Annotated in this window: 17 protein-coding genes, 1 pseudogene and 1 riboswitch; of the genes and pseudogenes, 9 read left to right on the forward strand and 9 right to left on the reverse strand. The window is 59.8% G+C overall.

Features of this window, described 5'->3' with window-relative positions; translation table 11 throughout:
- Window positions 1-486 precede the first annotated feature (486 nt).
- Window positions 487-723: a hypothetical protein gene (locus MJ639_RS15905; protein ID WP_243374858.1), complete on the forward strand. Its 237-nt coding sequence runs from the start codon at window positions 487-489 to the stop codon at window positions 721-723.
- Window positions 724-755: 32 nt separating this feature from the next.
- Here MJ639_RS15905 and MJ639_RS15910 read toward each other — a convergent pair whose 3' ends face one another.
- The 3 genes from MJ639_RS15910 to MJ639_RS15920 all read right to left on the reverse strand — a co-directional run bounded on the left by MJ639_RS15910 (window position 756) and on the right by MJ639_RS15920 (window position 3,904).
- On the reverse strand, window positions 756-2,093 hold the full coding sequence (locus tag MJ639_RS15910) for a TRAP transporter large permease (RefSeq protein ID WP_243374860.1): 1,338 nt from the start codon (window positions 2,091-2,093) through the stop codon (window positions 756-758).
- Window positions 2,093-2,677, reverse strand: coding sequence for a TRAP transporter small permease subunit (locus tag MJ639_RS15915; RefSeq protein WP_243374862.1), 585 nt, complete (start codon window positions 2,675-2,677; stop codon window positions 2,093-2,095). Before MJ639_RS15915 ends, MJ639_RS15910 begins: the two co-directional genes overlap by 1 nt.
- 90 nt (window positions 2,678-2,767) lie before the next feature.
- Window positions 2,768-3,904 (reverse strand): TRAP transporter substrate-binding protein, encoded by a 1,137-nt coding sequence (locus tag MJ639_RS15920; RefSeq protein WP_243374864.1) that lies wholly within the window; start codon window positions 3,902-3,904, stop codon window positions 2,768-2,770.
- Between the two features lie 306 nt (window positions 3,905-4,210).
- Between MJ639_RS15920 and MJ639_RS15925 the strand changes: the two are divergent.
- Window positions 4,211-4,714 (forward strand): annotated as a pseudogene (locus MJ639_RS15925) (DUF2243 domain-containing protein).
- Window positions 4,715-4,723: 9 nt separating this feature from the next.
- On the opposite strand, the gene MJ639_RS15930 reads toward MJ639_RS15925, so the two are convergent.
- Complete coding sequence (locus MJ639_RS15930) at window positions 4,724-5,914, reverse strand: O-succinylhomoserine sulfhydrylase (RefSeq protein ID WP_243374866.1); 1,191 nt, start codon at window positions 5,912-5,914, stop codon at window positions 4,724-4,726.
- Between the two features lie 73 nt (window positions 5,915-5,987).
- Window positions 5,988-6,890, reverse strand: coding sequence for a dTDP-4-dehydrorhamnose reductase (gene rfbD, locus MJ639_RS15935; RefSeq protein ID WP_243374868.1), 903 nt, complete (start codon window positions 6,888-6,890; stop codon window positions 5,988-5,990).
- Between the two features lie 148 nt (window positions 6,891-7,038).
- Between rfbD and MJ639_RS15940 the strand changes: the two genes are divergently transcribed.
- Entirely contained in the window at window positions 7,039-7,269 is a 231-nt protein-coding gene (locus MJ639_RS15940; protein ID WP_243374870.1) for a hypothetical protein, read from the forward strand.
- Window positions 7,270-7,401: 132 nt separating this feature from the next.
- The gene (locus MJ639_RS15945) at window positions 7,402-8,700 is read left to right on the forward strand and encodes an MFS transporter (protein ID WP_243374873.1); all 1,299 of its coding nucleotides are present in this window, start codon (window positions 7,402-7,404) and stop codon (window positions 8,698-8,700) included.
- Here MJ639_RS15945 and MJ639_RS15950 read toward each other — a convergent pair.
- Window positions 8,655-9,590, reverse strand: coding sequence for a transglycosylase SLT domain-containing protein (locus tag MJ639_RS15950; protein ID WP_243374875.1), 936 nt, complete (start codon window positions 9,588-9,590; stop codon window positions 8,655-8,657). The two genes, MJ639_RS15945 and MJ639_RS15950, sit on opposite strands and share 46 nt — an antisense overlap.
- A gap of 564 nt (window positions 9,591-10,154) precedes the next feature.
- Window positions 10,155-12,131 (reverse strand): TonB-dependent receptor plug domain-containing protein, encoded by a 1,977-nt coding sequence (locus MJ639_RS15955; protein ID WP_243374877.1) that lies wholly within the window; start codon window positions 12,129-12,131, stop codon window positions 10,155-10,157.
- Between the two features lie 38 nt (window positions 12,132-12,169).
- Window positions 12,170-12,389: riboswitch (cobalamin riboswitch) on the reverse strand.
- Window positions 12,390-12,441: 52 nt separating this feature from the next.
- On the opposite strand from MJ639_RS15955, the gene MJ639_RS15960 reads away from it, so the two are divergent.
- Window positions 12,442-13,263 carry an ABC transporter substrate-binding protein gene (locus MJ639_RS15960; protein ID WP_243374879.1) on the forward strand — a complete coding sequence of 274 codons (822 nt, stop codon included), beginning with the start codon at window positions 12,442-12,444 and terminating at the stop codon, window positions 13,261-13,263.
- A 12-nt stretch (window positions 13,264-13,275) separates the two neighbouring features.
- Here the strand turns inward: MJ639_RS15960 and cobU are convergent, their stop codons facing one another.
- Together cobU and MJ639_RS15970 are read right to left on the reverse strand one after the other, a co-directional pair.
- The gene (gene cobU / locus MJ639_RS15965; protein ID WP_243374881.1) at window positions 13,276-13,821 is read right to left on the reverse strand and encodes a bifunctional adenosylcobinamide kinase/adenosylcobinamide-phosphate guanylyltransferase; all 546 of its coding nucleotides are present in this window, start codon (window positions 13,819-13,821) and stop codon (window positions 13,276-13,278) included.
- 31 nt (window positions 13,822-13,852) lie between these two features.
- Entirely contained in the window at window positions 13,853-15,241 is a 1,389-nt protein-coding gene (locus MJ639_RS15970; RefSeq protein WP_243374882.1) for a sensor histidine kinase, read from the reverse strand.
- Window positions 15,242-15,497: 256 nt separating this feature from the next.
- Between MJ639_RS15970 and MJ639_RS15975 the strand changes: the two genes are divergently transcribed.
- The 4 genes from MJ639_RS15975 (at window position 15,498) to pstC (ending at window position 20,130) form a co-directional block, all read left to right on the forward strand.
- Complete coding sequence (locus MJ639_RS15975; RefSeq protein ID WP_243374891.1) at window positions 15,498-16,553, forward strand: lysylphosphatidylglycerol synthase domain-containing protein; 1,056 nt, start codon at window positions 15,498-15,500, stop codon at window positions 16,551-16,553.
- A gap of 62 nt (window positions 16,554-16,615) precedes the next feature.
- On the forward strand, window positions 16,616-17,908 hold the full coding sequence (locus tag MJ639_RS15980; RefSeq protein WP_243374894.1) for an ATP-binding protein: 1,293 nt from the start codon (window positions 16,616-16,618) through the stop codon (window positions 17,906-17,908).
- Between the two features lie 164 nt (window positions 17,909-18,072).
- Window positions 18,073-19,116 carry a phosphate ABC transporter substrate-binding protein PstS gene (gene pstS / locus MJ639_RS15985; RefSeq protein WP_243374897.1) on the forward strand — a complete coding sequence of 348 codons (1,044 nt, stop codon included), beginning with the start codon at window positions 18,073-18,075 and terminating at the stop codon, window positions 19,114-19,116.
- 78 nt (window positions 19,117-19,194) lie between these two features.
- Window positions 19,195-20,130 (forward strand): phosphate ABC transporter permease subunit PstC, encoded by a 936-nt coding sequence (pstC, locus tag MJ639_RS15990; RefSeq protein WP_423790809.1) that lies wholly within the window; start codon window positions 19,195-19,197, stop codon window positions 20,128-20,130.

Consider the following 20,130-nt stretch of genomic DNA (forward strand, 5'->3'; position numbering starts at 1 on the left):
ATTGATCTTCTGGTTTCATCACAGTCGCCCCGGCGGCTCTGTGTGTAAAATCACAATCGATAGCTCAGAAGGATATCGTTTAGTGTAACGTTTCTCTTTTTGCTTGCTACGTTGTTCATGAAAACGGCCCACCTGAGCGGGCCGGTTGCTGAAAGAGAATGTTGGAATATATCAGGTGCTTTGCGTGACGTTGTCCTGAGGTGAGCCCGATGGCTTGTCCTTGAAGAGCTTCTGCTTCTTCCAAGAGCGTGTCATGCGAGCTTTGCCTGCCATCACCTGTCTCCCTTGTTGGCGGCTGCCAACTTCGAGTGAGCGGGGATGGCCTTTTCGATCCCTTCCCTCTGCTGGTTATCGGGCAGAACGCGATTGCTTGCAGAGCCTTGTTTCTGCTGTTCGCGTTCTGAGTGGCGGTGATCTGGATGGACGATACTGGTGTTCAGGCTCCTCTCGGCCAAGCCTTGAGTGCAATCTTCACCTTTCCCAACCATGACGCTACCCGTTACCCTGAACATCGCGACGATGCGCGCCGGCATTCATGCCCTGTTGATCTTGGAGCGCATGTTCACAACGCTCTACATGGCTCATCGCACGCTGCTGCATTTCCTGTGCGTTGTGGCAGGGATTGTCCACATCCTGATGGCAGAACTGGCACTTCATGACAGCCTCCTTGTTGACTGGTTTCAGCAGGCCAACGTCAGGATGCGAACCATGTTCCGCAGCTGAATGGTCCATGCCACGTAAACCTCGGATCAATCTCAGCTGTAGAGGTAGTTGGGAAGCCAAAGGCCAAGCTGCGGGAAGATGTAGAACATCGCCATTGCAATGATGACCAGGAAGAGAAACGGCATCACTCCGGCGAAGATTTCGTTGATCGTCACGTGAGGCGGCGCGATGCCCTTCAGGTAGAAGGGCGCCATCGCCACGGGTGGCGAGAGGAATGAGGTCTGGATGTTCAGCGCGATCAGGACGCCGAAGAAAATCGGATCGATTCCGAAATTGTCGAGGAGGGGCAGGAAGATCGGCACGAAGATTACGACGATCTCAGTCCATTCCAGGGGCCAGCCCAGCACGAAGATGATCGCTTGCGTCAGGATGAGGAACCAAAACGGTGAGAGGTCCAGATGCGTGACGAAGTTTTCGATAGGCTGATGGCCGCCAAGGAAAGCGAAGATCGACGAGAAGATGAAGGAGCCGACGAATAACCAGCAAACCATGGCCGACGTGCGCGCTGTAAGGATCACGGATTCCTTCAGCTTGGCGAAGGACAGGGAGCGATAGGCTGCTGCGAGAAGGAGGCTGCCGAGGGCTCCGACTGCTGCCGCTTCCGTTGGAGTAGCGATGCCGAAGAAAATCGCGCCGAGCACGGAGAGGATCAGGAGCGCAAGGGGAAAGAAGGAAGTGGCGAGAGACCAGACAACCTTCGCGAATGAAACCTTGCGCTGCTCCGGCGGCAGCTTTGGCGCAAGGCTCGGATTGAGCGCGCAGCGGATGATTACATAGAACATATAAAGCCCTGCCAGCATAAGGCCCGGGAAGAGGGCGCCTGCATAGAGCTTCGGCACTGACACGCCGGCCGTTGCGCCATAGAGGATGAGCATCACGCTTGGTGGAATGAGGATACCAAGGCAGCCGCCGGCGCAGACGACGCCTGAGGCAAGGCGCGTGTCATAGCCGGCGCGCAGCATGGCAGGGAAGGCCAGGAGACCCATCAGCGTCACGACCGCGCCGACGATGCCAGTAGCGGTGGCAAAGAGCGCGCAGGTGAGGAGGGTTGCGACCGCGAGCGATCCTGGAATGCCGCCAACGGCGATCTGGATCGAGTAAAAGAGCCTATCGAGAATATTCGCTCGCTCGATGATATAGCCCATGAAGACGAAAAGCGGGATGGCGACGAGCGTATCGTTCGTCATCACCGAATATGATCGCTGCACAACTAGTGCAAAGACGATATCGCCCATGGCCATGTAGCCGAAGCCGAAGCCCAGCGCCATCAGCGTGAATGCGATGGGGAAGCCCAACATGATGAACACGATGAACAGGCCGAGCATCAGCACGCCGAGTTCGGGATTTCCAAGCCCCCATGATGCCAGCATCAAACGGTTCCTTTCGTGAGGCCTTCTTGTTCGGCACGTTCGAGAATGAGTTTTTCAGTTTCTTCAACGTCATGCAGGCGCGGAGGCCATGTGCCGTTGCGCAGGCAGGAGATGCAGCGGATGACTTCGGCTACGCCCTGAAAAGCCATCAAGATGCCGACGATGGGAATGAGCGCCTTGAATGGATAGATCGGCGGTCCACTCGGCGAGTTCATGGAGTGCTCTCTCATAAGCCAAGACATTTCCGTGAATGGAATGCCCGCATAAACGAGCGCCAGGATGCCGGGAAAGAAGAAGAGAAAGTAGAGGAGCAGGTCCGTGGCGGCTTGCCTGCGCGGCGACCAGTTTCGGTAGATGAAGTCGCCGCGCACATGGTTGTTGCGCGCCAGCGTATAGGGGCCGGCCACCATGAAGAGCAATCCATAGAGCATGTAGCTCGCGTCAAAAGCCCATTCCGTCGGCGCGCGCAGCACATAGCGCGCGAAGACCTCGTAGCAGACGGCGAAGGTGAGGGCGACGATAGACCAGGCGACTGTCTTGCCGATGAATGTATTGATGCGGTCGACGAAATAGACGAAACCCATGCGGAAAGCCCCTTCCCGGTGAGCATGTGAGAGGCATGAGAAGGACGGCAGAGTGATGCCGTCCTTCATCTTTCGCGAATTCGTTGAGGCCTACGTCGTCTTGAAGAAGTGGTCGTAAGCCATGTCGCGCGAAGGCTCGTTCAGGCGCTCATAGGCGTATGTGCGCTGCACCCAGGCCTTCTGGCTGTCGATCACCTTCTTGAAGAAGGGGTCCTTCGAGAACTCCTCGATGACTTTGTTCCACGCGGCGAGCTGCGCCTGCAGCACGGAATCCGGTGTCTTCTTCACCGTGACGCCGCGTGCCCGGATCGCCTCGAGATCCTTCGAGTAACGGTCGAGCGCCTTCCACGACATGTCGGCGGATTCCGATTCCGCTGCATATTTCACGATGGCCTTCAGCTCAGCCGGAAGCGCATCGTACTTCGCCTTGTTGAAGAGCAGCTCGAAAGTCTCACCGGATTGGTGATAGCTCTGGAGCATGAGGTTCTTCGATACATCGGGGAAGCCGAGCACCAGATCGGAGGAAGGATTGTTGAACTCCGCGCCGTCGATCACTCCACGCTCAAGAGCGGGAACGATCTCACCGCCCGCTAGGATCGTGACGGCCGCGCCGAGCTGTCGGTTGAGATCGGCTGCAAGACCTACGGTGCGGTACTTCAATCCCTTGAAGGCGTCTGCCGCGGTAACCTCGCTCTTGAACCATCCGAGCGGCTGCGCCGGCATCGGGCCCGACAGGAAGCCGACAAGGTTGAGTTTGAGGATCTGCTGCTGCAACTCGTTGTAGAGATCGTAGCCGCCGCCATAGTTCATCCAGGCGAGGAACGAGTTCGCATTCCAGCCGAAGGACGGGCCTGTGCCGAACAAGGCGTAAGCCTTGTTCTTGCCGTACCAATAGGCCGCCACGCCATGGCCGCCGTCGAGGATGCCGGCATGCACAGCATCCTGCAACTGGAAGGCAGGCACCACTGCGCCCGAGGCGAGAACGTCGATCTTAAGGCGCCCGCCCGACATGTCGTTCACGCGCTTGGCGAAGTCGTTGCAGAATTCGTGGAAGATGTCTCGGTTGGGCCAGGTGGACTGGAACTTCCAGGTGGCTGTTTGAGCCCGAGAGATTTGTGGCGCGGCGATTGTTGCTGCAGTGCCGAGACCGGCCACTTGCAAGAAGCGCCGGCGAGAATGCTTGGACGATCCCGGAAGCTGAGCCTCCGGGGACTTGCCTTTCTTCATGGCTTCCTCCCTCACCCCCTGATTGTTGTGAAGGATCGCGCTTTCTTGTGCGGGGGCGCGTTACTCCCGAGTAGAAGGGTGTGTCACTTTGACCAGGACTTCAAGGGGCATCCAGGTATCTGGCAGAACACGTCTTGGTGTTTACTTGCTGATCTTCTCGGATGTTCTCGGCATTATCCTTGAACGAAGGCGGAACAGAGGGTTTGCCAGCGTTTATCAAGGGCTCTTGGAGCATTCTTCGGAACTACCCCATGCCTCGCGCCTTTGGATGAGACCAGTTCATCTCATTCGAAAGGAGGAGATGTCATGGACCGGCAGGATGCTCCCCATGACCAGGATTTTCCGATCTCATCCGGGATCTTCCTCGGCCTGGGCCTCGGCGGGTTCTTTGACGGCATCGTCCTGCACCAACTTCTGCAATGGCATCATTTGGTGACAAGCGCGGGCTATCCGCCCGATACGGTCGAGAATCTGAAGGTGAATACCTTCTGGGACGGCCTCTTTCACACCCTTAAATATGTGTTTGTCGTCACCGGGCTCGCGATCCTGTGGCGGAATGTAAGGCGAGGTCGCGTTCGCTGGCCGAGCAGGCTTCTCCTCGGCTCAATCCTAATGGGCTTTGGCCTCGTCAACCTCATCGAGGGTACGATCAGCCATTAGATTCTGGGCATCCACCACGTCAACGAAACCGTCGCGCGGGAGCATTGGATCTATTGGGACCTCGGCTTTCTGGCCTGGGGCGCTGCCATGCTGGTCGGTGGCTGGATGCTGCTCAAGTCCAGCCGTCAGAACCGGAGCACGCCGTCGTGACGGCGTGCGTCATGCGCGGTCGAGGGCGGTCACCAAGTCCGCCAGCAGATCCTCGCGATGCTCGAGACCGACGGAGAGACGCACGAGCCCATCCGAAATTCCCATCTCGGCGCGCAGCTCCGGGGCGAAACGTTGATGGGTTGTGGTGGACGGGTGCGTGACGAGGCTTTTCGCATCTCCGAGATTGTTGGAGATGCGGATGAGACGCAGCGCATTCATGAACCGGAACGCAGCTTCCTTTCCGCCTTTCACGTCGAGCGCGATCATCGTGGATGCGCCGCTCATCTGCCTGCGGATCAGATCAGCCTGTGGGTGGTCGGGGCGGCCTGGATAGGTAAGGTTCGCGAGCTTCGGGTGATTGTGCAGGGCGTCGGCGAGGAAGTGTGCGTTGGCGGTCTGCCTTTCGACGCGAAGGGAGAGTGTCTCGAGACCCTTCAGCAGAACCCAGGCGTTGAACGGCGAGATCGAGGGACCTGTCATGCGCAGGAATTGCTGCACCTTGTTCTCGATGAAATCGGTGGAGCCGAGGATCACGCCACCGAGACATCGGCCCTGGCCGTCAATGTGCTTGGTCGCGGAATAGACGACGCAATCGGCGCCGAGGGCGAGGGGCTTCTGATAAAGAGGCGTGGCAAAGACATTGTCGACGGTGAGCGTTGCGCCCGCTTCGTGGGCAATCTTGGCCACGGCGGCAATATCGATGATCTGCAGGCTCGGGTTGGAGGGTGTCTCCAGCAGGAAAGCCTTCGTCTCGGGGCGGACCGCTTTTCGCCATGCGTCGATGTCCATGCCGTCGACGAGGGTGCAGGCCACACCGAAGCGGGGCAGAAAATCCTCCACCACCCAGCGGCAGGAGCCGAAGAGGCCACGGGCCGCCACCACGTGGTCACCCGCCTGAACCTGGCTCACCATGGCCGCTGTGACCGCCGCCATGCCGCTAGCCGTGGCACGAGCCGTCTCCGCTCCTTCGAGACCGGCCATGCGCTGTTCGAACATGTCGATCGTCGGGTTGGAATAGCGGCTGTAACTGTAGCCCGGCTCCTCGTTCAGGAAACGCCGCTCGGCGCTCTCCGCGCTTTCATAGACGAAGCCTTGCGTGATGAAGAGCGCCTCGGAGGTCTCCCCAAAAGGCGTGCGCTGCAGCCCCTCTTGAACGAGGCGGGTTTCCAGGCGGTAGTCGGGGTCGTGGTTCGTGGTCATAGGGCGATACTAAGTTCGTTCTTTAAAAAGAACAATCGTCTGGATTGGAGAAAATGCTATCTTAGTCACGAGTTCAGGAAGCGTGGCCTCGCATTTCCGCGATCAGCCGGGCGACGCAGGTTTCCAGGGACGTCTGCCATCGCGGGAGGCTTAACCCATGGATCTCTTTAAGCCTCGTACCATCAAGTCTTGAGTTGGGGGGACGTTTGGCAGGGGTTGGATACTCCGCTGTCGTAATAGGACGCACCCGCGCGACAGGACCGCCATGACGGGCAGATATGGCAAAGATCTCGGAGGCGAATTCGGCCCAGCTGGCAAATCCTGCCCCAGCCATATGGAAGATGCCCCGGAGCACGCGATCCTGTGGTCTGTCCAAAAGGTTCTTGCCGACAGCCAGGATCCCATCGGCGAGATCCAGCGCGCTGCTCGGGGAACCGATCTGATCCGCGACGATTCCGATTTCGTCTCGGTCTCCGGCGAGGCGAAGCATCGTCTTCACGAAGTTCTTGCCAAAGGGGCTGTAAATCCAGGCAGTCCGCAGGATGACATAATCCTCGGCTTCCGTTGCCACAGCCTGTTCGCCGAGGAGCTTCGAACGGCCATAAACGCTCAAAGGATTGAATGCGTCACCTTCCCGGTAGGGCCGGTCGAGGCTGCCGTCGAACACGTAATCGGTAGAGAGATGAATAAGGGGCACACCTATCGCAGCCGCGACGCCCGCCACCACGCCGGCGCCGATGCCATTGATGGCTTCGGCAAGTTCGGGCTCGCTCTCAGCCTGATCGACGGCCGTGTAGGCAGCCGTGTTCACGATAATGTCGCCTTTAACCTCGCGGAGAACGTCTTCGATCCCGGACGGATCGGCGAGATCAATCTGAGGCCGTCCGAGCAGAATGGCCTCCGCCTTGTGGGCATGCGCACGCTCCGCCAATGAGCGGGCGACCTGACCCTCCTTGCCGATGACGATCACACGCATAGGGACAACTCTCCTGGCTGTGGCTGCATGACAGCAAGCCCGAACATTCGGCTCTTGCTGCGCTGCAATATCACACTCCTGTCATTCTTTTGCGCCATTGTCCGATTCGCAACGCGATGTGATGGTTAGGGATGTGATGGAGGAAGGGATGTACGCTTACAACTTGTTCCGTAGCACGCAGCAGGACGGTCTTGTCTGCGCGGTTCCGGAGGAGCGTTCAGTTCCGGCCTTCGTAACCGGCCCGCATTGGCAGTTTGGCGGCCGTCTCGATAAGGACGACGCTCCTCTCGGATTCGACAAGCAGGCGGCGATGACAGGCGTCCGCTTCAACGGCTTCTATCTCTTCGCCAGCTTCCCTAAGGAAGAGACGCATCAATAAGCTGGGCTGATCGATTCCATGAAACTTTTTGAAGAGGCTTCCGCGCAGGGCTGATCAGGCTTGATCTGGCAGGACGTCTGCTCTCTACTTCGAGGGCACGGCGTCCGCCGCTGCCTTTTTCTTGCGTCGATTGTGAACTCATCTCTTGCTCTTATTTGGACCGTAACCGCCGCAACCACCTTGTTGCAGGCAGGCAATGGTCTTCTTACCGCCTTGATGCCGCTGCGCATGCAGGCGGAAGGCTTGTCCGTCACGGCGATCGGCATTGTTGCCGCCACCTACGGCCTCGGGTTCTCGACGGGCTGTTTCATCGCTCCCGCCTTCATCCGCCATGTGGGCTATATCCGAGCCTTCGCCAGCCTTGCGGCCATGGTCGCGGTGATCGTGCTGGGGATGACCCAGGCCCACACCACTCTGGCGTGGCTCATACTACGGGGCCTCATGGGCGTGATGCTGGCCTGCATCTTCACGGTGACCGACGGGTGGATCAGCGCCCGCGCCACCTCAAGCCATCGTGGACGCATTCTTTCACTCTACATGATCTGCACGAAGGTCGCGCTGATGCTGTCGCCACTCGGCATCAGCTTCGGTGATATCCGGACCGATGGGCTCTTCATGGCCGTGAGCGCGATCCTTTCCCTTTCGCTGCTTCCGATTGCCGCCACGACGACCAAGGAGCCGCCCGCGCCACAGGGCGTGAAGATCGAGGTTCGCAATCTCTTCGCGGTAGCGCCGTCGGCCATCGTCGGCTCCTTCGTGGTCGGGCTCGTCAATGGACCGGTGATCGCCATCACGCCCGTCTTCGGCGTCAGCATCGGCTTGAGCCAGGAACAGGCGGCGGCTCTGCTTTTCGCCCTGCAGGCGGGAAGCCTCGTGATGCAATGGCCGCTCGGCTGGCTCTCCGACCGGGCTGATCGCCGCTACTTGATCGCAGGACTGGCGGGGGGCGCGAGCCTCATCTCGCTGCTTATCCTCATCGCCAGCGCGCAGGGCGCGCATCAGACGATCCTCTGGAGCTTCGCCGCCTGGGGCGGCCTGTCGCTCTGCATCTATTCAGTGTGCGTTGCCCATGCCTGCGACATCGTCGATCCGGGACGGATCGTGTCGACCATCGGAACGCTGCTTTTCGCATGGGCTGTCGGCGTGACCATCGGCCCGCTTTTCGGCGCGGCCGCGATGGAGATGCTCGGACCGCAGGGCCTCTTCATTTACGCGGCGCTGGCATCGTTCGGGCTTGCTCTCTTCATCATCCTGCGCATCGTGCAGGTTCAGCGCCCACCTTCGAAGACAGGGTTCGTCAATATCTCGCCCACCAGCTCTGCATCTCCCGCCGTAGCTGCCCTCGCCGAGGCGACAACCAGCACTGCCGAAGAGAGTGCAACGGATCAGAAAGCGGCATCCGCCGTCATACGCGAAGAGACACCCTCGTAGCGATCGAGGCGCTTGTCGATCATCGCGTCGATCTTGCCGTAGACTTCCGACACGGTGAGCTCGCGTGTCTTCTTGCCGCTCTTGGTGAAGAACAGCGACTTGTTCGAACGCGCCGCCGCCGGGAAGGCGCTGCCCGCGCTCTTCTTCGGCTTGTCGTCGACGAGCGCGATGAACCTGCTCGCACTGTCCACGCCGAAGAAGTGGGAGAGATAGAACTCCGACCGGCTGAGCTTGCGGCCAAGGCGCTTTTCGATCTTGTCCTTGTCCCGCTGCATCATTTCTGCGGCCATGAGCGCGGAGATGTAAGGATTGCGGCGCAGACCCAGGATATGCTCGTGCTTGGTCGCAGCCGGCACCGAAAGTTTGCCCGTCGGTCCTTCGATGGCCGCAGCCTCCATGAACAGGCCGTGCTTGGGCCCGAACGAGCGCACGGCTTCCAGCCAAGTGCTGGAGATGAACTGGAACAGACCGACCGCCGAGGAGGTCGATGCCTTGTTACCCGGCAGGAAGCTCGATTCCTTGTCCGCCAGCGCCATCATGTAAACAGGGTCGGCGCCCGTCACCTTGGATGCCTGCATGATCGTCTCCACGATCCAGACCGGCACTCGCATCTCCTCGAACTCCACGTATTCGTCCGGCGTCACATCAACGTCGTCTTCCGCGTCGCCTTCCGCAGCAGGCGGGTTGGTGAGCGGGATGGAAGTAATGAACAGCTCCTGCAGCTGCGAATAGGTGAGCTGTTGCACCGGCTCCGCAATCGCGACGTTCTCCATAGGATCCGTGGAGGGGAGGGGTATCGTCCATTCGGACGTCTCTACGACGCCATGCGAAGAGTTCATCTGGAACGGCGAAGCGGCAAGGGCCGATGGCATTCCCGCACCTGTCGTCATGCAGATGCCAAGGCCTGCACACGCAAAAAGATTGGCGGCCGCCTTGCGTTTGCAGATGAGCGAAAGCTTTCGCAGAGTCTCGCGCGGTCGAAGCTCAAGTCGAGCAATATCTCTGTGGCTAAAAACCGATGACTGGCATGCGCTGAAAAGCGCTGTCAGAACAATCTGCATTCGAATAGGCCCCCGGAAACGACTGCTTCTCCGTTTGCACGGTCTTCGCAGTCCTTCTTCATTTAACGAGGGCAAGTATGTGCTAGGTCGATATGACCAGAATAGGTCAGCTTGACCTTGGACTAGGCAAATACTCCATCCTGCGACGAACCGTCACCCGTATGAATGGAGGGGAAACCCTTTGTTTGAAGGGGATTCTGAACCTTGGCGTCTGGTAAATGCTGTCGATTAATGATCGTGCCGCAAGGGAATGTGCGGCGTCAAATATCAGCATTAAAAGCGTGGCGCTGCGCTGACTGCACCAAAATGACATAATTCGGAAGCGCAAAATGAAAGAGGTTCAGACACCATGAGATGCCTGAACCTCGGCTTTAGGTACGCTCGTTGCAGCTCTTACCAGGTCGCGCGCAGGCCCGCATAGAAGGAGCGACCGGCGGTGCCGTAATCGTACACTTCCTGATAATCCGCATCGGTCAGGTTCTCCGCGCGGGCATAGATGCTGAACGTGTCGTTGAGCTTGTAATCCGCATAGACATCGAAGCGCGCATAGGGAGCAAGCTCATAGACCTCGCCCGGCGAGGAGAAGCGGCTTCCCACGAGCACGATGGACGGCTCGATCGACAGGCCCTGGATCGGCGTGAACTCGAAGCCGAGACGGCCCTGATGTTCCGGACGGCGCGCCAGGCGCAGATCCGTCTCCTCGTCGAAGGCTTCGAGATAGGTGTAGGTCGCCTTCATCCGGAACCATGAAGGAACGACATCAACGTCCGCAGAGAGTTCGATGCCGCTGGTGCGTGCGCGATTGACGTTGATGAAGCAGCCGAATGTCTGCTCGGGACGGCAGGTATCGGCGATGCCGTAGGCGATCAGGTTGCGGAAGCGGTTGGCGAAGAAGGTGGCGGAGAGCAGAACGCGGTCATCAGCGAGGCTCTGGTCGATACCGACGTCAAAGCCGATTGAGCGCTCGGATTCAAGCCCCGCCGTTCCGGAGAACGGGTCGAACTTCTGGTACAGCGTGGGAGCCTTCGCGCCTGTGCCGACGCTTGTGCGCAGCTTCGTGCCAGAGTTCGGAATTTCGTAAGCTGCCGTTGCACGCCAAGTTCCGAAGGAATCGCCGTCCTCGATGTCGTCGATACGGCCGCCGAGCGAGAGATGCAGATTCTCGATGGGGCTGAATTGATGCAGCGCATAGACGGAGCGTGTGTTCTGGGAGGCGTCGACATTCTCGATTTCGTTGGTCGGGAACGGCAGCACGCTGCGCGATGTGCTGAGCAAGGTTTCCTGCTCGGTCTTCGCGCCGAAGGTGAGAAGGCCGAAGGAGCCGAGCTTGAGATCGCCCTGATATTCAGCCGAGAGGCGACCGCCCTCATAGCCGTATTCATCCCAATAGAGACTCGGGAGGAAGTAGGAACCGATGAGCTTGTAGTCGCGATCCGTGCGGCTTCCCGAAACGAGGAAGGTGTTCTTGAGAATACCTTCGAAGGTGCTGGCCGTGAGGCGCGCATGGCCTTCGTACAATTGCTGCCGGGTTTTTGAAGGACCATCGGGCAGGAATTCGAAAGAGGATACGCTATTGTCGATCGCGGCATTGTTGCGGCTCATATAACCGCCAACCTCGAACTCGACATCGGGTGAGATGGCAACGGAGACGCGGCCTGCCGCACCGACACGCTGCGCACCATCTTTCTCAAGAGGAGAGGACAAGGTGTCCTCGATGCGGCCGATGCGATAGCCGTAGCGCGAGAAGCCGCTGGTGTCGAAGCCTGTCGTCGAGAAAGCATAGGACACAGGACCGGTGCTGCCGGAGACGGCGGCGCGTCCGGCAGCCGTGCCGTAGCTGCCGCCCTCGACGCCGACGCTGAAGCGCGGTGCACCCTTGCCCTTGCGGGTGATGATGTTGATCACGCCACCGATGGCATCGGAGCCGTAGATGGCGGATTGCGGACCACGCAGAACCTCGATGCGCTCGATATCGACGGCCGCGAGGTTGGAGAAGTCGAACTCGCCGGAATCCGTCGAGGGATCGTTCACGCGAATGCCGTCGATGAGAACGAGGGTATGGCCGGATTCAGCGCCGCGGAGGCGGACCGTGGTGGTGGCGCCGGCGCCGCCCGTTTCGGTCACCGTGACGCCGGGCACGCGGCGCAGCACTTCCGCCGGGCTCTTCAGGGATTCCTTTTCGATGTCCTCGGCCGTGATCACCGAGATCGCGCTGCCTGCTTCGGAAATCGCAAGCGGCGAGCGCGTGGCGGTGACGACGAAGTCGGGGAGGGGAATCGGATCGGTGACGGTTTGGGCGTGAACTGCGCCGAGAGAAAGCGCGCAAAAAGACACGGATGCCGCGAGCATGCGGCACGAAGGCACGAACATTGAGACCTCCAGCCCGCCCCACCGGCGAGCAATACGGGTTTGCGTTTTCAACGCCGGCCGGTCTCCTGGCTTGCGGGTCGTTGCGAGCAATCCGCCTTCCCAAATCCTCTTGAGCTTGTCTCGCCCAAAGATTCAGTGGCATGAAGGATTGCCGCTCGCCGCTTACAGTTGCGGGGGCAGCCACGGAATAGGACAAGGTCCGCACCGTGTTCCCGTTTCACCTCGTTGCTACGAGGCACCAACGTTGGACCCTCTCTTTACGGGCTCGTCATTCATGCCGCAACTATGCTTCGGTCGGTTTTCCAGATGGATGTGGCCAATCTGCATCGCCCTTCTTCTGGGGAGTGGTGCAGGCGAGGCGCAGGCGAAGCCGAGGCGGGTGGTATCCCTCAACCTGTGCACCGATGAAATGTTGCTGGCTCTGGGGGACCGCGAGCAGATCGCCTCCTTGAGCTTCCTGATCAATGACCCGTCGATCTCGATCATGGTTGACGAAGCGAAAGGGCTGCCCGTGAACGACGGTCGAGCCGAGTCGATCCTGTTCGAGTGTGCCGATCTCGTGCTGACAGGCACCTTCGGCCAGCATCATCAGGCTGCCCTTTTGAAGGCGCAGGGGCTCGAGGTCATGACACTTGGGCCTTGGACCAGCCTTGCGGACGGGCGTGAGCAGATCCGCAGCCTAGCGCGCGCTCTCGGCCACCCGGAACGCGGCGAGGCGCTGCTTGGCGAAATCGATGCTACACTCCGGCGCACGAAGGATATCGTTTCGAAACAGCCCTCCATTCTGGTCTATGACCGGGGCGGCTGGGTCTCGGCGGCCAATTCGCCTATGAACGAACTCTTGGCCCATATGGGTTTCAAACCGCATCACGAAGCTCTGGGCCTTCCTTATGGAGGCGTGGCGCGCCTTGAATCCATCGTCACTGCGCCACCCGATTACCTGCTCGTCGACGAGGATGCCCGGACTACTGTTGATAATGGAACGGCACTCTTCTCCCACCCCGCGCTCCTGAACGCCGTGCCCCTTGCGCGCCGCCTCGTCGTGCCCGGCAGGCTCACGATCTGCGGAGGCCCCTCGACGCCTGCGGCGATCGATGCGCTCGCGGCGGAGGTGAGGGCAAAGGTCCGTTGAAACACGAAGAGCTCAACCGAGATCGAGTGTCAAGGCAGGTGCGGGCTTGAGAAGAAGGGGACATCCCGCCGCAACGAACACGACCGCATCGCAAGCATCGGCGATGCGCTGGTTTAGACGGCCTTGCTCGTCTCGGAAGGAACGGCCGAGGGCTGTTGCAGGCACGATACCTTGACCCACTTCGTTGGAAACGAGCACCGCAGGTCCCTTGATTGCATTCAAGGACTCGATGACGGCGTTCCTTTCACGTACGACATCGCGCCCGGCGAGCATCACATTCGACAGCCAGAGCGTCAGACAGTCGATGACGACTACTCGTCCGAAACCTGCCTGCGCGCGAATGGCATCGGCGAGATCGAGCGGCGCTTCGTGCGTCTGCCACGATGAATCACGTTCCGCACGATGATGCGCGATGCGCGCGCGCATCTCGTCGTCGAAGCCCTGCGCTGTTGCGATGAGAATGCGTGTAGCCTGTGAGGCCTCCGCTAATTGCTGTGCAATGCGACTTTTGCCTGAGCGTGCTCCGCCCAGAACGAGGACGCGGCGATGAATGGTCATTTTATTGGTCCGAGGCGGAGAGCGGGTGCCGTTATGTTGCCAGACGGTCGAGAGGCAAGGTCATGTGCACCTGCAAGCCTTCGCGGGGCCATTCTCGCTCAAGTGTACCACCGAGCTGGCCCGTGACGCTTCGTTGAGAGAGTTGCGTGCCGAAGCCTTCGAATTGCGGCGGGGATTCCACGATAGGACCGCCCATCTCCTTCCACAGGAGATCGACCATGCCGTCATGGATGTTCCAGCGAATGGAGATTTCACCTTCGGCCTGCGAGAGGGAGCCGTATTTAGCCGCATTCGTCGCAAGCTCGTGGAGAACGAGGGCAAGGCTTGTCGTCGTATTCGATCCGATACGTACGCTCGGTCCTTCGATCACGACCTTGTTCGAACTCCCCTGTGCGTAGGGTTCGAGAACTGACTCACACAACCGGGCAAGCTCGACTTCGGAGCCACCATGCCCCAGCCCGTTGACCGGCTGCACGAGTTCATGAGCACGCGAGAGAGCGCTCAAGCGCCCACGCAATGCACTCGCCATTTCCTTGGTGTCTTTTGCCGTACGTGCCGTCATCGACACCATGCCGTTCGCGATCGCGAACAGATTCTTGACGCGGTGGTTCAGCTCGCGAGTGAGCAGGTTTTGCGACTCTTCGAAAGTATGCTGAGCGGTGACATCGCTGACGACGCCGGACAGGCTCAGGATTTGATGCGCGTCATTGTCGGAAGCGAAGGACACCTGCCCCACGGAACGAAACCAACGCAGCGCTCCGTCCGGGGTGATCACGCGGTATTCGGATTCGTAGTGGCCGTCTGACTGAGGGTCACAGGCAGCCGCTATGAGTTTGCTGACACGCTCACGATCCTCGGGGTGAATCAGGCTCACAGCTTGTTCGAACGAAATCCTGTACGGGACCTCAGGCGAGACCTGATGCAAGGCGCGGGTTTCTTCGTCCCAAACGACCTCGCTGCGCTCGAAATCGACCTGCCAAGTGCCGAGGCTCGCTGCTTCAAGGGCAAGCCGGTAGCGGGTCTCGAGATTGCGCACCTCTTCTTCAGCCCGCTTCTGAGCGTCGATATTGGTGCTGGTGCCAAACCATCTCACTCTTTCGCCAGAGAGATCCTGGATCGGCATAGCCCGGCTGAGGACCCATTCGTATTGGCCTGCAGCGTTTCTCACCCTGAACTCCGCCTCATAAGGCGCGCCATGGGCGAGCGCGATGCGCCATTGCTCATGAACGTGGGGCAAATCCTTGGGATGCACGGCATTCTGCCAGCCTTGGCCTAAGGATTGCTCTGGCGTCAGGCCCGTAAAATCATGCCAGCGGCGGTTGAAATAGTCGTGCGACCCATCGGCCCGTGCCGACCAGACGAGCTGGGGCAGAGATTCCGCCAGGACAGCAAACTGGTTTTCCGTTGCGTTGAAATCCACCCGGATCTCCCTGGGGCCGCGACTTGCTGCCTGTTCTCCTGCCATAGGGAACTTCATTCTTGTAAGCCTTTATCGAAGCTGACAACCGAAATCATGCGCAATTTGTGATTTTATGACCGAAAGAGTAGCCCACGAGACAGGAAGCCGTTAAGAAAGCGCCTCACATCTGGCGCTTCGCGACCGGAGCGCATAGATGCAGGCAGCCCTTAAACCCTTGAAGACGGCGTTTCCGCGCTGAGGCTGGTTGAATCCTTTCATGAACGATATGAGCCCCCATCCGGTTGCTCCGCCGGACATCGCTTCTGCGGAAGCCCTGCATCCCAAGGAACGCCGCTCGCGGCGTTTTGCCTGGATCGGCATGGCAGCCAGCGTGATATTGTTCGTCGCCTCCCTCGTCGTTCTCTGGAACATCGTTTCCGAAATCGATGTCAACGAACTCAAATCGGCCTTCACAGCGGCGAGCATGCGCCAGATCGGCCTCGCGGTGCTCTTCACCACCATCAGCTACAGCCTGCTGACCTGCTACGACGCCATTGCCCTGAAGCAGCTCAATCTCAAAGTTCCCTATCGCACGACTGCGATGGCCTCCTTCACCAGCTATGCGGTCAGCTTTACCCTCGGCTTCCCTCTGCTGACGGCAGGCACGGTCCGCTACTGGATCTACTCCACCAAGGGTGTCAGTGCCGGGCGGGTGGCGAGCCTCACCGTCATCACAGGTGTCACCTTCTGGCTCGGCATGGCGCTCGTTTTGGCTTGGAGCCTGATCCGCAAGGCCGACGAGCTTGCAAGCCTCGTCTCCACCCATATCTGGATTAATCAGCTGATCGGTCTGGGCGTGGCCGCTTTCGTCGCCGGTTACCTGATCTGGGTCTCGCTCAAGCGCCGAAGCGTGCGTATTCAGGGCTGGAAGCTGGAGCTGCCGGGCTTGCGGCTTTCCCTTGGGCAAATCCTCATCGGCGCGGCGGATGTGTGCGCGGGTGCCGGTGTTCTTTTCGTTCTGCTCCCCGGTGGGCACGGTCTAACCTTCGAGACCTTCCTGGCGGTCTACATCTTCGCGGTCATGCTGGGCGTGGCGAGCCATGCACCTGGGGGGCTCGGCGTTTTTGAGGCTACCATCCTCGTGGCGCTTTCAAGCTATCCCCGTGAACCTGTTCTCGGGGCGCTGCTGCTCTACCGTCTTTGCTACTATCTCCTTCCCTTCGTCCTGGCGCTTGCCATGCTGGGGGCATACGAGGTCCGCAACCGCCTTCGGTCATCGAGGGGGGCGTTCAAGCCGGATGACGAGCCTGCGGAGGAAAGCCTGACCGGGTGATGACTCTTGAGAGCGTGCGTCTTAAAGACTGACGCGATGCTCATCGGGGACCCTGCAGGACCATGATCAATCCCAGCGAGACCGGGCCGGATGACGGCTCCTCAGCGGCCGGTTCCTTGCGGTTTGCGGCGTTTCGCGGTGCTTTCCTGGCGAGCTTGCTGTTGAGCCTTGTCGCTCTCTGGCGCGGATATGGCGATCTATGGTTCGTCATCGGAGTGGCAGCGGTCCTCGCCCTTAGCCCCATCTTGGGTCTCCGGCAGCGCCAACGTCAGGGCCAGGCTCTGCATCTTCGCCCCAAGCCCACTGCGCGAAGCGACATGGCGGAAGCGGTGCTGGCCCATATTCCCGATCCGGTGCTCCTGGTCGACCGGCGTTCGGTGGTTCTCGAGGCCAACAGGGCGGCCCATCTGCTCCTGCCCGGGCTGAAGATCGGCCAGCCTTTCTCCTTTGCCTTGCGCAGCCCGGACGTGCTCGATGCCATCGAGGAGGCACTTGAAGCCGGAGCGCCCCTCAAGATTGAATATTCAGAACGAGTACCGACTGAGCGCGCCTTCGAGGTGCATATCGGGCCCCTGCAGACGGAGGTCTTCGAGGCGGATGTGCAATCCGGCGTCGTGCTGTTCTTCCGTGATCTCACCTCGGCTCGCCGCTTGGAGGCAATGCGGGCGGATTTCGTCGCCAATGCCAGCCATGAATTGCGCACGCCTCTGGCTTCTCTGCTCGGTTTCATCGAGACACTCCAAGGGCCGGCCAAGGATGATTTAAAGGCCCGCGAGCGCTTTCTCGAGATCATGCGCGTGCAGGCCCAGCGCATGAAGCGCCTGATCGATGATCTCTTGTCCCTCTCTCGCATCGAGATGCGGGCGCATGTCCCGCCCACGCAGGTGGTCGATCTCGGCTCATTGGCGGCGCACATGATCGAGACACTTTCGCCGATGGCCAAGGAGAGGGGAGTTGCGATCCGAGCAGCGTTGCCATCAAGCCCGGTCTTTGTCCGGGGGGATCGGGACGAGCTTCTGCGGGTTCTTGAAAACTTGATTGAGAACGCGGTGAAATATGGAGAGAGCGGCGGCGCTGTCGATGTGACAGTCGAGAATGCAGCTGAAATCTCCGGACGGGTTGTGCTGTCGGTGCAGGACTACGGCCCCGGCATCGCGCCCGAGCACCTGCCGCGCTTGACGGAGCGGTTCTACCGCGTCGATGTGGCCGACAGCAGGGATAAGGGTGGCACGGGCCTGGGCCTCGCCATCGTCAAGCACATCATCAACCGACATCGCGGCCAGCTCGATATTGCCAGCGAGCCAGGGCAGGGCGCGCGTTTTTCTGTGACGCTTCCTGAGGCTCCCCCGGTCTGAATCCTTGCGTTTCAAGGCTTGGCCTTGGGATCCATTCCCGCTGTCATTTAATTGTCATCCAACTGTCGTAGAGGCGACATGCGCCGGGCCTAGCTGTCCCATCGCGCGGTCTGGAAGAGGCCATGGAGCCACCTGCTGCGCTTGTATGAACAGGGAGACTTACCGTGAAGATCATGTCCTTCGCCGTTGCGGCCGGCCTTGCCGTCGCGAGCCTTTCGACCACGGCGTCCGCCGCCGACATCACTGGCGCAGGCGCGACTTTCCCCTTCCCGGTCTATTCGAAGTGGGCTGAAGCCTACAAGAAGGAGACGGGCAACGGCATGAACTACCAGTCCATCGGTTCCGGCGGTGGCATCAAGCAGATCCAGGCCAAGACGGTCGATTTCGGCGCCACCGACGCCCCGATGAAGGGTGAGGATCTCGAGAAGAACGGCCTCGTTCAGTTCCCGACCGTGATGGGCGCCGTTGTTCCCGTCGTGAACATCCAGGGCGTCCAGCCCGGCCAGATCAAGCTGACGGGTCAGCTTCTCGCCGACATCTTCCAGGGCAAGATCCTCAAGTGGAACGATGCCAAGATCGCTGAGCTGAATCCCGGCGTGAATCTTCCCGCCGCCAACATCACCCCGATCTATCGCTCTGACTCTTCCGGCACGACGAGCGTGTTCACCACCTATCTCTCGCAGGTTTCCGATGCATGGAAGGCTGAACTCGGCGTCGGCACCACTGTCAACTGGCCGATCGGTCAGGGCGGCAAGGGCAACGAGGGTGTTGCAGCAACCGTGAAGCAGGTTCCGAACTCGATCGGCTATGTCGAGTACGCTTTCGCCAAGCAAAACAACATTCCCCACACCCTGATCCAGAACAAGGCCGGCAAGTATCCGCAGCCGGAGATCAAGTCGTTCCAGGCTGCTGCCGCCAGCGCCAATTGGAATTCGGCTCCTGGCTTCGGCATCTCGCTGACAAACCAGGCCGGCGACGACGCTTGGCCGATCACGAACCCCACCTTCATCCTGGTTCACAAGAACGCGGAGAAGCCGGAGCAGACCACCGAAGTGCTGAAGTTCTTCGACTGGGCCTACAAGAACGGCGACAAGCTCGCCTCCGATCTTGACTATGTGCCGCTGCCGGACAACGTGGTCGAGCAGATCCGCGCCACCTGGGCCAAGGACATCAAGAACAGCTCCGGCCAGGCGCTCTTCAAAATGTAAGGCTGACGGCACCTTTTGGGTTGCCGATAAGGAGTGAGGCGGATGGCTGTTGTGTCTGATAAGGTTTCAATGTCGAACATGCAGATCATCCGCCGTCGCACTTCTCCCGTCTTCGATCAGGGCTTTCGCTGGGCTTCCTACGGCTCTGCCCTGATCGTTCTCGCCGTTCTCGCCGGCATTATCGGCACCATGGTTCATGGTGGGTGGCCCGCCTTCAAGGAGTTCGGTTTCGGCTTCGTTACGTCCAGCATCTGGAATGTCGGAGCGGATCAATATGGCGCATGGGTTGCAATTGCCGGCACCCTGACCTCTGCTCTCATAGCACTTGTGATCGGCGTCCCGATTTCCATCGGCATCGCCATTTTCCTCACGCAGTTGTGCCCATCTTGGCTGCGTCGCCCCGTTTCGACGGTGATCGAGCTTCTGGCCGCGGTGCCCAGCATCATCTACGGCATGTGGGGTCTCTTCGTTTTCGCGCCGCTTTTTGCCAAATACGTTCAGGTTCCGCTGTCAAATATCGTCGAGGGAATGCCGATTATCGGAACTGTTCTCTATGCCCGCGTGCCATCCGGTGTCGGCATGATGACGGCAGGGATCATCCTCGCGATCATGATCATTCCCTTCATCGCCTCGATCACCCGCGATATGCTCGACCAGATTCCGACCGTGCTGCGCGAGAGCGCCTACGGAATCGGCTGCACGACCTGGGAAGTGGTACGCCATGTGCTGCTCCCGCAGGCCGGCGTCAGCATCATCGGCGCAATCATGCTGGGCCTCGGCCGCGCGCTCGGCGAGACGATGGCCGTCACCTTCGTGATCGGCAATGCGAACCGCCTGTCGCTCTCGCTCTTCGACCCGAGTTCGACCATCGCGTCTCGCATCGCCAACGAGTTCAACGAGGCCGCCGGCCTGCAGATGAACGCATTGCTTGCCCTCGGCTGCATTCTCTTCGTGGTTACATTCATTGTTCTGGCCCTCGCGCGTCTTCTGATTTCCCGCGTGAAGACGCACTAA

The organism is Microvirga solisilvae (genome assembly GCF_022808595.1).
Taxonomy (GTDB): Bacteria; Pseudomonadota; Alphaproteobacteria; order Rhizobiales; family Beijerinckiaceae; genus Microvirga; species Microvirga solisilvae.